The sequence below is a fragment of the Gordonibacter sp. RACS_AR49 genome (genome assembly GCF_030418435.1).
In the GTDB taxonomy this organism is placed as follows: Bacteria; Actinomycetota; Coriobacteriia; order Coriobacteriales; family Eggerthellaceae; genus Gordonibacter; species Gordonibacter urolithinfaciens.
Map to the genome: position 1 here is coordinate 141,472 of NZ_JAIUDM010000002.1, position 12,778 is coordinate 154,249.

Annotated in this window: 9 protein-coding genes; all 9 read left to right on the top strand. The window is 66.5% G+C overall.

Annotated features, from left to right (window positions below; all coding sequences use genetic code 11):
• The first annotated feature begins 291 nt into the window (after positions 1-291).
• The 9 genes from LB310_RS05205 to dnaK all read left to right on the top strand — a co-directional run bounded on the left by LB310_RS05205 (position 292) and on the right by dnaK (position 12,681).
• Positions 292-2,385 (top strand): RND family transporter, encoded by a 2,094-nt coding sequence (locus tag LB310_RS05205; RefSeq protein ID WP_301154681.1) that lies wholly within the window; start codon positions 292-294, stop codon positions 2,383-2,385.
• 104 nt (positions 2,386-2,489) lie between these two features.
• A complete protein-coding gene (locus LB310_RS05210; protein WP_278805980.1) occupies positions 2,490-4,403 on the top strand; it encodes a hypothetical protein in 1,914 nt (637 codons plus the stop codon).
• A 935-nt stretch (positions 4,404-5,338) separates the two neighbouring features.
• On the top strand, positions 5,339-6,694 hold the full coding sequence (gene lysA, locus LB310_RS05215; protein ID WP_278805979.1) for a diaminopimelate decarboxylase: 1,356 nt from the start codon (positions 5,339-5,341) through the stop codon (positions 6,692-6,694).
• A gap of 10 nt (positions 6,695-6,704) precedes the next feature.
• The gene (locus LB310_RS05220) at positions 6,705-7,988 is read left to right on the top strand and encodes a homoserine dehydrogenase (protein ID WP_278805978.1); all 1,284 of its coding nucleotides are present in this window, start codon (positions 6,705-6,707) and stop codon (positions 7,986-7,988) included.
• A 236-nt stretch (positions 7,989-8,224) separates the two neighbouring features.
• The gene (locus LB310_RS05225) at positions 8,225-8,641 is read left to right on the top strand and encodes a hypothetical protein (RefSeq protein WP_278805977.1); all 417 of its coding nucleotides are present in this window, start codon (positions 8,225-8,227) and stop codon (positions 8,639-8,641) included.
• A gap of 9 nt (positions 8,642-8,650) precedes the next feature.
• Positions 8,651-9,091 carry a MarR family winged helix-turn-helix transcriptional regulator gene (locus LB310_RS05230; protein WP_224767917.1) on the top strand — a complete coding sequence of 147 codons (441 nt, stop codon included), beginning with the start codon at positions 8,651-8,653 and terminating at the stop codon, positions 9,089-9,091.
• A 1-nt stretch (position 9,092) separates the two neighbouring features.
• Positions 9,093-9,995, top strand: coding sequence for a DUF5685 family protein (locus tag LB310_RS05235; RefSeq protein WP_278805975.1), 903 nt, complete (start codon positions 9,093-9,095; stop codon positions 9,993-9,995).
• The gene (locus LB310_RS05240) at positions 9,988-10,767 is read left to right on the top strand and encodes a DnaJ domain-containing protein (protein ID WP_278805973.1); all 780 of its coding nucleotides are present in this window, start codon (positions 9,988-9,990) and stop codon (positions 10,765-10,767) included. The genes LB310_RS05235 and LB310_RS05240 overlap by 8 nt, the downstream gene beginning before the upstream one ends.
• A gap of 144 nt (positions 10,768-10,911) precedes the next feature.
• Positions 10,912-12,681: a molecular chaperone DnaK gene (dnaK, locus tag LB310_RS05245; protein ID WP_301154682.1), complete on the top strand. Its 1,770-nt coding sequence runs from the start codon at positions 10,912-10,914 to the stop codon at positions 12,679-12,681.
• Positions 12,682-12,778: the final 97 nt, after the last annotated feature.

A 12,778-nucleotide genomic window follows, 5' to 3' on the forward strand; every position in this document is an offset into this window, starting at 1 on the left:
GGGCTCGCCCGCTTATCGTGCGCCGTTCGCCCATCGCCCGTCTGCCGCTTGATTGCTAGCCAGCCGCCTGACATTACATCGTCCTTATGCGATATTTTCGATAACGTTCGACATCGGGGACAAAAGTGTCGGTTTGCCGACACATCCGAGAAAATCATCGGTTGAAGATTCGGCATAATGCAATATAACAGTATGAGCGAAAGATAATCAACACGGTGTTGCCAAGCCGGAGTGGTCGTGCACCGACTGTTCCGGTCGCAGGGCCGTGTCGGCGGCAGAAAGGGCGCCTCAGTGGAGCGGTTCAGCGCGTTCGTCACGAATCATCGCGGCCCCATCGTGGGGGTGGCGCTGGTGCTCGCCCTGCTGTCGGGAGTTGCGGCGCTGTTCGTGCCCATCAACTACGACCTGACGTCCTATCTGCCCGAGTCGGCGGAGTCCACGCGGGCGCTCGAGGAGATGGACGCCGAATTCGACGCTGCCGTGCCCAACGCGCGCGTTATGGTGAGCGGCGTGGATGCGGAGCAGGCCCTCGCGTACAAGCAGCAGCTGGCGGACGCGCCCGGCATCGAGGGCGTTTTGTGGCTGGACGATGTGGTTGACCTGGGCACGCCGCTTGAGATGCTGGATCCTGACGCTGTGGGACAGTACTACCGCGACGGCCATGCGCTGTTCGACGTGACGGTGGCCGCTGGCCAGGAGACCGAGGCGCTCCAGGCCATCTACGACATCGTGGGCGAAGACGGCAGCGCAACCGGCCAGGCCGTGAACACGGCCGAGTCCAAGGCCATGGCCGGCGGCGAGGTGGCCAACGCGTTCGCCATCCTGGTGCCGCTCATCCTTCTGATACTCGTGCTCTCCACCACCTCGTGGATCGAGCCGGTGTTCTTCCTGCTGGCTATCGGTGTGTCGGTGCTGCTCAACATGGGTACGAACATCTTTTTGGGCGAGGTGTCCTACATCGCGTTCACCATCGCGCCCATCTTGCAGCTGGCGGTGTCGCTGGACTACGCCATCTTCCTGCTGCATGCGTTCCAGCGGGCGCGCGAGGAAGAGCCCGACGCGGCGCGGGCCATGCGCACGGCCATGAAGCAAAGCTTCTCCGCCATTGCCGCTTCGGCCGCCACCACGCTGTTCGGCTTCGCGGCGCTCGGCTTCATGCAGTTCCGGATCGGTGCCGATCTAGGGCTCACGCTGTGCAAGGGCATCGCGTTCTCGTTTTTGTGCGTGGTGGTGTTCCTGCCGGCGTTCACGCTGGTGGCCTACAAGCTCATCGACAAGACGAAGCACCGCCGCTTCCTGCCTGCGTTCAAGGGCGTGGGGAAGGTGCTGGCGCCGTTGCGCATTCCCGTGTTCGCGCTCGTGCTGCTGCTGGTGGTGCCGTGCTTCCTGGCGCAGGCGAACACGTCGTTCACCTACGGCATGGGATCGACCGAGGGCAGCCAGACGCGCGTGGCGCGCGACACCGAGGCCATCAACGAGGCATTCGGCCAGTCCACGCCGGCCGTGGTGCTGGTGCCGAGGGGCGATATCGGCCGCGAGCTGGAGTTGGCGGAGCGGCTTGAGCAGATTCCGCACGTCACGAGCGTGTTGTCGTATCCCACCGCCGTGGGCGCGGCCATCCCCACCGGGTTCCTGGACCCCGCCGTCACCGAGCAGTTCTACTCGGAGCATGATGCGCGCATCGTGGTGTACGCCGACACGGAGTCGGAGGGAACGGCGGCCTTCGCCGTGGTGGAGCAGGTGCGCGCGGCCGTGCACGACCTGTACGGGGATGCGGGCCTCGTCACCGGCATGGCGGCCAGCCTCTACGACATGAAGGGCGTCGTTACCGAGGACAACCAGGTGACGAACCTCATCGCCATCGCGGCCATCCTGCTGGTGCTGGTGCTGACGTTCAAGTCCGCCACGCTGCCCGTCATCCTCATCGCCACCATCGAGTCGGCTATCTTCCTGAACCTGGCCGTGCCGTACTTCACGGGCGATTCGCTGAACTACCTGGGATTTTTGGTTATCAACACCGTGCAGCTGGGTGCCACGGTGGACTACGCCATCCTGTTCACCGACACATACCGCAAGCATCGCCGCAGCATGCCGCCGCGTCAGGCGCTGGCGCGCACGCTGGGCACGTCGTTTCAGAGCATCCTGGTGTCGGCGAGCATCCTCACCTCGGCGGGACTCGTGCTGTGGCTCACGTCCACGAACAACATCGTGTCGCTTTTGGGCTTGCTGCTGGCGCGCGGCACGCTGCTCTCGTTCTTCCTCGTGGTCACGTTCCTGCCGGCTGCGCTGCTCATATTCGACAAGCTCATTGCGAAGACCACGTGGCATGCGGGCTTTTTCCGCGGCGGCGGACAACTGGAAACGGAAAAGGAGGCTGATGCATGAGGCTTCTGAAGAAAACGCTATCGGAGCTGCGGATGCGGTCGGGCACGCCTGACGAAGCGGCGAGGAAATACGACGGCACGGCGGCTTCTCATAAGGCGACGTGCATGGTTGAAGAAGCGAAGGCGGAGCGACCGGCTCGCTGCGCGCGGAAGGCGCGGGCGCGTTTGTGCGCGGCGTTCTCACTCGTGCTGGCGGGCACGTTGGCTATCGGGCTATGCGGCGGCTCGCCTGCGACGCTCGCGGCCTTGGCGGCGGAGGGCGGCGCTGCGGCGAGTGCAGGCGAAGCGGGCTCCGCGGGTTCGGCGAGCGCTGCGGCGACCGGAGCAGCCGTCAACGATACGCCCAAGGAAGAAGTGGTGTACGCGCGGTTGTCTGCGGCGGGAGCTGTGGACAACGTGTACGTGGTGAACGTGCTCAACCCGGACGCGCCGGGGAAGGTGGTCGATTACGGCCCGTACACCGCTGTGCAGAACCTTACCGACGCGAGCGGCGTCGAGCAGCAGGGCGATGCCGTGTCGGTGGACGTTGCCGGCGACTCGCTAAGCTATCAGGGCGACCTGGGCGCGGCAGCGCTGCCGTGGGACGTGTCGGTGGCGTACGAGCTTGACGGCAAGCGCGTGGACGCGGCCGATCTGGGCGGTGCGAGCGGCAAGCTGGCCATCTTCGTTACCACGAAGAAGAACGCGTCGGTCGACCCGGCGTTCTTCGACAACTACCTGCTGCAGATCACGGTTCCGTTCGTGTCGGACCAGGTGAGGGATGTGGCGACCGAGGACGGGCAGATCGCCCTCGCCGGCTCGAACACGCAGGTCACGTTTACGGGCATGCCGGGCAAGGACGGCTCGTTCAAGGTTGAGGCCCAGGTGAGCGGTTTCTCGATGAGCGGCATCAGCTTCGCCGCCGTGCCGTTCTCCATGGGCATCGAGACGCCGGACACGACGGAGCTCGTGTCCGGGTTCCGCCAGCTGGGCGACGGCGTGGGCGAGCTGAAGGCCGGCGCCGACGGCCTGGCCTCGGGCGCCGGCGAGGTCGCCTCGGGCGTCGGCGAGATGGCAGGCGGCGTGAGCGGCCTTGCGGCGGGCGCCGGCCAGCTGGTAGGCGGCGCGAACGAGCTCACGGGAGGCGCGCAGGGCGTGGCTGCGGGAGCGCATGGGCTTGCGGAGGGCGCGCAAGGCGTGGCCGATGGCGCCGCTGGCTTGTCGGGTGGGCTGGGTGCTTATCAAAGTGGCTTGTCTGCCCAAGCTGCCGAGGCTCGCCAGAATATAGTGGATACAAGCGCTTTGGAGAAGAGCTACCAAGATGCTGCCCAAACCTATGTAGCAGCTTACGCAGCAGCTTTCCATGAGGCGAAATCGCGAGGCTTTGATGACGCGCAGGCGTATCAGGCTGCTGCAACCGCAACGGCCAACCAGAGCGCGGCCATGCAGAGCGCTTTGACGGCATTCATGACCGCAACAGGAGGCAATGCGGGAATGTTAGGAGCTGCGAATGCTCTCGAGGGAGCAGCAGCTGGTTTGGGTGCGGTTGGCGATCAGAACAGCCTCTTGGGGGGAGCGACGGCTCTTTCCAGCGGTTCCTCTGCTTTGGTTGCAGGGGCTTCCGAGTTGGCTTCCGGCGCGTCCCAGTTCGCCGGCGGTGCAGGCGCTCTCGCCTCCGGCACGTCCGAGCTTGCCTCCGGCGCGAACCAGGCGGCTGCGGGCGCAGGGGAGCTGGCGGCTGGCGCGAGCCAGCTTTCGTCGGGCGCCCAGCAGCTGGCCAACGGCACCGGCACATTGTACGAGGAAGTGCAGGGCATTCCCGACAAGGTGCAGAAAGAGATCGACGCCATGATGGCCGATTACGACAAGAGCGATTTCAAGCCGGTGAGCTTTACCAGCGCGAAGAACGCCAACGTCTCGCTCGTGCAGTTCGTCATGTCCACCGATCCCATCGAGGCCCCGACGCACGAGGAGCCGGCAGTCGAGGAGCCCGAGCAGGGCATCTGGGATCGCCTGCTCGCGCTGTTCGGGCTGGCGTAGGCCTTTCCAGGGAGGCTCGCGGCGTCTTCTTGGAAGGCTTTGAGCGCCGAAAGGGCGCTATCGGGCTGCCTGCGCCGCGGTGGAAAACCTCTTCAGGGACTCGGCCTGTTTGGTGGAAAAGAATCGGGCGCTGCGTTTTTTACGCGGCGCCCTGGCTTTTTCGCGCCCGCTGCGCCGGATCTTGCACATTTGCCGAAGGTCGACCGCCCAAACCTTGCACGCCGACCGTCCAAACCTTGCCGATCCGCCGTCCGAATCTTGCACATTTGCCGTGACGGTGCCGCAAGAACCTTGCATGCCGACCGCTTGAATCTTGCGCGGTTGCCGCGTTGATCTTGCGGGATCCTTGCCGAAACCTTACACGTTTTCGATACCAAAAATAGCATCTGAACAGTAGATTTACTATCTTCACATCACCGTTTGGGCAGCGTACAATGCACGGTGCCGGCGGTGTCCGTGTTCGGGTGGCACTTCCATGAAGGGAGTGGTGCCTATGAACATCGTTCTTGAAATCCTTTACGCCATAGCGGGGTGGCCACGATCGGGAGCTTCCTCCACGGTCTGCGGACGGACTATAGGAGACACGGACGAAGTGGGAAGGGATCCAAGGGAGCTGAAAGCAAAGGCCGGGAATAATCCCGGCCTCCCGTAAAACCTGCGCCGCCCGAGCTGGATGATGAACCCGCTAACTCGCCGTCCTGGGCACCGCCGATAATCCGCATTATACGAAGCAGCAAGCGATTCTGCAACGGGTTTGACCTCGCAATTCGGACACGTTGGCCGGCAATCGTCGACAAGCGCATCCGCGCGCCGCGAAACACGCTGCTCGCCGTGTAATATTCCTCTTTTTAGCCCATCTGAAAACCGCCTCTCCCGCGGCAATGCTAGACTGGGTGAATTCCCTCAGCAACACGATGGACGCGAAAGGAACGCGTATGTCCCTACCTGCGGCAGACACGAGCAAGCAGCCCGACAACCGCACCACCATGGAGCTGGGCGCGGTACTCCCCCTCACGGCCGAGGTGCGCGGCGACCACCTGTTCGTCGGCGGCGTCGACCTGGTTGAGCTGGCGCGCGAGCAGGGCACGGCGCTCTACGTCATGGACGAGCGCGACATGCGCACGCGCATGGAAACCTACCTCGAGGCGTTCCGCAGCCGCTACGGCAACGCCGACGTCGTCTATGCCAGCAAGGCGTTCCTCAACAAAGAGGCCGCGCGCATCGTGAACGAAGAGGGCCTGTGCCTGGACGTGTCGGGCGGCGGCGAGCTGGCGTGCGCGCTGGCTGCGGGCTTCCCGGCCGAGCGCATCTTCATGCACGGCAACAACAAGACGCCGCAGGAGCTGCGCGAGGCCATCCAGGCCGGCGTGGGCCGCATCGTCATCGACAGCCGCATAGAGCTGCACCGCATCTCCGACATCGCCGGTGAGCTGGGCGTGGAGCAGCCCATCTACCTGCGCATCACGCCAGGCGTGGAGGCCGACACGCACCAGTACATCCGCACGGGATGCGAGGACTCGAAGTTCGGCTTCACCATGCGCGAGGATTTCGCCTTCAAGTGCGTGAAGGACGTGCTCGCGGCGCCCAACGTGCGCCTGGCGGGCCTGCACTGCCACATCGGCTCGCAGATCTTCGCGCTGCACTCGTACCCGGAGGCCGTCGAGGTCATGGTGGACCTCATGGCGCGCATCCGCGCGGAGTACGGCATCGAGCTCGCGGAGCTGGACATGGGCGGCGGCCTGGGCGTGGCCTACACGGCCGACGACAAGCCAGCCTCCATCGAGGAGTTCGCCGAAACCATCACCGCGGCCGTGAAGGTCTCCTGCGCCGCGCACGGCATGCCCGAGCCGCGGCTGCTCGTGGAGCCGGGCCGCAGCCTGGTTGCCACGGCGGGCGTGACGCTGTACACGGTGGGCATCATCAAGACGCTGCCGAACATCCGCAAGTACGTGGCCGTGGACGGCGGCATGTCCGACAACATCCGAACCGCGCTCTACCACGCCGACTACGAGCCGGTGGTCGCCAACAAGGCGGGGCAGCCGCGCACCGAGATCGTCACCATCGCCGGCAAGCACTGCGAAAGCGGCGACGCCGTGGTCATCGACATGCCCATGCAGCGTCCCGACCTGGGCGACATCGTGGCCGTGTTCGGCACGGGCGCGTACAACCACACCATGTCGAGCAACTACAACGGCCAGCCGCGCCCGGCGGTCGTGTTCGTGAAAGACGGCGCGGCGCGCGTCACCACGCGCCGCGAAACGTACGAGGACCTTTACAGTCGAGACATTTAGGAGCAGCAACATGACGGTTAAACTTGGGCTCGTGGGAACCGGTACCGTGGGCGGCGGGTGCATCGACATCCTGAAGAACCACCGCGAGGAATTCAAGCGCCACTACGGCATTGACGTGGAGCTGGTGCGCGTGTGCTCGCGCAACCCCGAGCAGGCCATCGAGCACGGCGTGGAGGACATCTTCACGCAGGACTTCCGCGATATCCTGAACGACCCGGACATCGACATCGTCATCGAGCTCATCGGCGGCACCACCGTGGCACGCGACGTGGTGCTGGGCGCCCTGCGCGCCGGCAAGAACGTGGTCACGGCGAACAAGGCGCTCATGGCCACGCACGGCGAAGAGGTCATGCGCACGGCCGAGGAGGCCGGCAAGGAGATCGCGTTCGAGGCCAGCGTGGGCGGCGGCATCCCCATCATCGACCCGATGAAGCACTCGCTCATCGCGAACCGCATCGACTCCGTCATGGGCATCGTGAACGGAACGACGAACTACATGCTCACCCGCATGGCCGAGGACGACATGCCCTATGCCGACGTGCTGGCCGAAGCGCAGGCGAAGGGCTTCGCCGAGGCCGACCCCACCGCCGACGTCGACGGCCTGGATGCGGCGGCGAAGATCGCCATCCTGGCCTCCATCGCCTTCAACTCGCGCGTCACCATCTACGACGTGCACGCCGAGGGCATCCGCCACATCACGCCGCTCGACCTGGAGATAGCGAAGGACATGGGCTACTGCGTGAAGCTGCTGGCCCACGCGCACCGCACCGACGAGGGCATCGACGTGCGCGTGCATCCCACCATGCTGCCGCTGTCGCACCAGCTTGCCACCGTGAACGGCGTGTACAACGCCATCTACGTGGTGGGCGATGCCGTGGGCGAGACGATGTTCTTCGGCGAGGGCGCGGGTTCCGGCCCGGCCGCGAGCGCCGTCATGGGCGACGTGCTGGAGGTGGCGCGCCACCTGCAGGCGGGCATCCCGCCGTTCGTAGGCTGCACCTGCACCGACAAGCTGCCGCTCGTGCCCATGGAGGAGCTCAAGACCAAATATTACATCCGCTTCGCCGTGGCCGACCGCTCCGGCGTGCTGGCCGCCATGGCCGGCGTGTTCGCCAGCCACGACGTGAGCGTGCACTCGGTTATCCAGCGCGGCAAGAAGGATGGCAACAGCGTGGACATCACCTACGTCACGCATACCGCCCGCGAGAAGAGCGTGCGCGCCGTGCTCGCCGACATAGCGAAGCTCGACGACGTGCTGCGCGAGGAGCCGAGCGTCATCCGCGTGGAGGATTAAGTAGGTTCTGGCGTTTTGCCGAGTTGCGTCTGTCCGAGGCCCCGTGCTCAGCACGGGGCCTCATTGCTTCCTCCGGCTCCCGACGTTGCAGACCTGTGGCCGTCTTGTGGCCGTAACGTTTCGATTAGGTGACGGCGTGCCGAATCAGCACGAATAGTCTTATTTTATAACTAAATGATTTCGCTGCCCAAGGGCGCCCGAAAGGCGGGCGGGGGCGGCGAAGGGAAAGGTTCATCGTGAGAGGTTTCTTCGAGCGTCTGCAATGGAAGATGGCCGCCTGGATGCAGGGCCGCAACGGCGTCGACGGGTTGTCGAACTTCCTCATGGGCGTAGGCCTCATCCTGCTCATCCTTTCGGTTATCCCGGGGCTCGACCTGCTGTCGTGGGTGGTTCTCGCGGTTCTCGCGGTGGCGCTGTTCCGCAGCTTCTCGAAGAACATCGCGGCGCGCTCGAAGGAGAACGCGGCGTTCGATCAGGCCGTCCAGAAGCCCAAGCGCTGGCTCGCGCTGAAGCGCAAGGCGTGGGCGAACCGCAAGACCACGCGCTACTTCAAGTGCCAGGGCTGTGGCACCGTGCTGTCCGTGCCGCGCGGGAAGGGCACGCTGCGCGTGGTGTGCCCGAAGTGCAAGACCGAGACGACGAAGAAGTCGTAGGGGACGGCGGTGGACCTCAACGAGTTCAAGCACGCGTTCTTCGGCGTGGCCTGCGACATGCAGAAGCTGCTGCACGACACGGTGGCCCCCGTGTGCCAGCAAAACGGGCTGACGCTGCAGCAGATGCATGTGCTGCTGGAGCTGGTGGGCACGCCGGGCCAGACGTCAACCCAGCTCAGCGAGCGTGCGGGCATCTTGCGCACGAACTTCTCCAGCGTGTGCCACAAGCTGGAGGAGCGGGGGCTGGTGGAGCGCCGCCGCAGCGACCGCGACCGTCGCGCCTTCGAGCTGCGCGCCACCGACGAGGGCCGGGAGCTGCTGGCGCGTATCGATGCCGACATCAAGCGCCGCTACGGCGCGGCGTTCGAGAACGAGCCGCCGGAGACGTTCGAGACCATCCTCGCCGGGTTCCGGGCGCTCAACGCCTTCGCCGCGAAGCTGGGGCGCTAGCATGTTCGGCTACGTGATGCCCCGCATGGAGGATCTGTCGCAGGAGGAGCGCGAGCGCTACCATGCGGCGTACTGCGGCGTGTGCCGGGCGCTGGGAGAGCGGTGCGGCCAGCGCTGCCGGGTGGCGCTCACCTACGACATGACGTTCTTGGCGCTGCTGCTGGGCTCGCTCTACGAGCCGGACGAGCGGCAGGGCAGCAGGCGCTGTGCGCCTCACCCGGTGCGCCCGCACGCGTACCTGGGCTCGGACTGCATCGACTACGCAGCCGACATGACCGTGGCGCTGGTGTACCACAAGTGCCTGGACGACTGGCGCGACGACCGCAGCGGCTGGGCGCGCGCCTACGCCTCCCTGCTGGGGAAGGCGTACCGCGCGGTGGGCGAACGCCATCCGCGGGCGTGCGCGGCCATCGAGGAGGGCCTGGCCGACATCGGGCGCTTGGAGGAGGCCGCAGCGGCGGCGGCCTCGGCCGGCGACGCCGCCGCGTCGCCGCCGCCCGACGCGGCGGCCAACCGGTTCGGCGCGCTGCTCGGCGAGGTGTTCGCCTGGCGCGACGACTTCTGGGCCGCGGGCCTGCGCAGCTTGGGAGCCAAGCTGGGGAAGCTCGTGTATGTCATGGACGCGGCGCTGGACATGGAGGACGACCGGGCCTCGGGCAGCTACAACCCGCTCGTGGCGCTGGATGCGCAGCCGCAGGAGGTGCGCGAGGACTTGGAGCTGCTGGCGGCCGATGCCGCTGCGGCGTTCGAGAGGCTGCCGCTCGAACGCGATGCGCGCGTGCTGCGCAGCGTGCTGTACGCGGGCGTATGGCAGAAGTACTGCGCGAAGGAAGCGAAACGGACGAAGCAAGCGAAGGAAACGAAGCACGTGCAAGAAGAACACCAGGAGGCGCATCGTGGTTGAGAACCCCTACGACGTGTTGGGAGTGAGCCGCGACGCCTCGCTCGACGAGGTGAAGAAGGCGTACCGCAAGAAGGCGCGCGAGAACCATCCCGACCTGAACCCGAACGATGCGGCCGCCGCCGAGCGCATGAACAAGATCAACGAGGCGTACGACCGCATCGTGAACCCGGAGAAGTACGCGGCGCGCGACCGGCGCGCGGCGGCGAGCAACCCGAGCGCCGGCTACGGCGCGGGCGGCGCGGCGGGTTCGGGCGGTGCCGGCGGCTCCGGCCAGAACCCCTACGGCTCCGAGGGCCCTTACGGATGGACGGGCGGCTTCGGCTTCGACTTCGACGACCTGTTCGGTTTCGGCGGCCCGGGCGGCGCCGCCCGCGGGCCCATCCATCCCGAGGCGTCGGCCGCCGACGGGCCCGTTATCCGCAGCGTGATCGACGCCATCAACGCCGGCCGGTTCCAGCAGGCCATCGACCAGCTAAACGCCGTGACGAGCGACGGTCGCAACGCGCGCTGGTACTACCTGAGCGCCCTGGCCAACGACGGCGCCGGCAACTCGCTCATGGCGCTGGAGCAGATACGACGCGCCGTGCGCCTGGACCCGAACAATCCGGACTACCAACGTGCCCAGCGCCAGTTCCAGCAGGCCGGGCAAACGTATCAGCAGGAGGGGCAGGCGCAGGGATTCAGCATGGGCATCGACCCCATGACCCTCTGCTGCGGCATCTGGTGCTGCGGACCGGCCCTCTGCCGCATGTGTGTGCCGTTTGGGTTCTAGGGTGAGACAAGGGGACGGGGATGATGTCTCGCTCCCCCGACACGCTCGGCGGCGGCGAGGCTCCCGGGAACGAGACATCATCCCCGTCCCCTTGTCTCACCCCCTTGTCTCACCTTTGTCACACTGGTTGAAAGGAAGCGAAGCATGACAGCGACGATAGGCATCGATCTGGGAACCACGAACAGCTGCGCGGCAACGGTGGAGGGCGGGCGGCCCGCCATCGTGCCGAACGCGGAGGGCGAGCGCACCACGCCGAGCGTGGTGGCGTTCTCGAAGGACGGCGAGCGCCTGGTGGGCGCCATCGCCAGCCGGCAGGCGGCCGTGAACCCCGACCGCACCATCTCGTCCGTGAAGCGCCGCATGGGGAGCGACTGGAGGGCGAGCATCGACGGCAAGGCGTTCACGCCGCAGGAGCTTTCGGCTATGATCCTGCGGAAGCTCCGCCGCGACGCCGAGGCGTTCCTCGGCCAGGACGTCACGCAGGCCGTCATTACCGTGCCCGCGTACTTCGACGACGCGCAGCGCCAGGCCACGAAGGACGCCGGCAAGATCGCCGGTCTCGACGTGCTCCGCATCATCAACGAGCCCACGGCCGCGGCGCTGGCCTACGGACTGGACAACGGCACGCCGCAGAAGGTGATGGTGTACGACCTGGGCGGCGGCACGTTCGACGTGTCCATCATCGAGATAGGCGACGGCGTCATCGAGGTGCTGGCCACCTCCGGCGACAACCACCTGGGCGGCGACGACTTCGACGAGCGCGTGGCGAACTACCTGCTGGACACCTTCCAGCGCGAGCACGGCGAGGACCTGCGCCGCAACCCGATGGCCGTGCAGCGCGTGCGCGAGGCGGCCGAGCAGGCGAAGAAGGAGCTGTCGTCACTCGACTCCGCACACGTGAACCTGCCTTTCCTCGCGCAGAACGCGGGCGGCCCCTTGCACCTCGACGCCACCGTCACGCGCGCCGCGTTCGACGACATGACGCGCGACCTGGTGGAGCGCACGACCGCGCCCGTGCAGACGGCGCTCAACGATGCGGGCATCGCGGCCTCGGAACTGGGTTGCGTGCTGCTGGTGGGCGGCTCCACGCGTGTGCCGGCTGTGCAGGTGCACGTGCGCAAGCTCACGGGCCAGGAGCCGTCGGCCTCCATCAACCCCGACGAGTGCGTGGCCACCGGGGCTGCCATCCAAGCTGCCACGCTCGCCGGTGCGTCGACGGGGCTCGTGCGGGCGAACAGCCTGCTGCTGCTGGACGTGACCCCCTTGAGCCTGTCCATCGAGACGGTGGGCGGCGTGGCCACCCGCCTCGTGGAACGCAACACCACGCTGCCGGTGCACTACTCGCAGGTGTTCTCCACGGCCGCGGCGTTCCAGACGAGCGTGGAGGTGAAGGTGCTGCAGGGCGAGCGCCCCATGGCCGCCGACAACAAGGCCATCGGCACGTTCCGCCTCAAGGGCATCAAGCGGGCGCCTGCCGGCGTGCCGCAGATCGAGGTGACGTTCGACATCGACGCGAACGGCATCCTCACCGTGTCGGCGAAGGACCTGGACACCGGCAAGCAGCAGTCCATCACCATCGACGACTCGGGCCGTATGTCCGACGACGAGGTGGACCGTGCCATCCGCGATGCCGAGCAGTACGCCGAGCAGGACGAGGCGCGCCGCGACGCCATGCTGGCCCGCGAGGAGGCGCAGCGGTTGGCGAACGAGGCCGACCAAGCGCTCGCACAGAAGGGCAAGCAGCTGGAGAAGGACGAGAAGAAGCAGATCAAGGCCGATGTGGCCGCCGTCCGCAAGCTCCTATCCAAGAAGGTGGACAAGGTGGACGAGGCCGACGTGGCCGCGCTGCGCACTGCCTCCGAGCAGCTGGAGCGCTCGAGCGCCCGCGCCCGCAACCTGGTGCAGCAAGGGTAGGCACCGATAGGCGCAGCGGGCTTCGGGAACGTCGGCGGTTTGGCCATGCCCGAGGTTCGGGCACGTCGAAGGGCTCGCTGCGCCGCGCTGGGCTTCG

Excerpts from the sequence above, each read along its gene's own strand:
- LB310_RS05235 (WP_278805975.1), top strand. The coding sequence starts at position 9,093 with ATGTTCGGCTACGTGATGCCCCGCATGGAGGATCTGTCGCAGGAGGAG.
- LB310_RS05210 (WP_278805980.1), top strand. The coding sequence starts at position 2,490 with ATGGTTGAAGAAGCGAAGGCGGAGCGACCGGCTCGCTGCGCGCGGAAG.
- dnaK (WP_301154682.1), top strand. The coding sequence starts at position 10,912 with ATGACAGCGACGATAGGCATCGATCTGGGAACCACGAACAGCTGCGCG.
- LB310_RS05220 (WP_278805978.1), top strand. The coding sequence starts at position 6,705 with ATGACGGTTAAACTTGGGCTCGTGGGAACCGGTACCGTGGGCGGCGGG.
- lysA (WP_278805979.1), top strand. The coding sequence starts at position 5,339 with ATGTCCCTACCTGCGGCAGACACGAGCAAGCAGCCCGACAACCGCACC.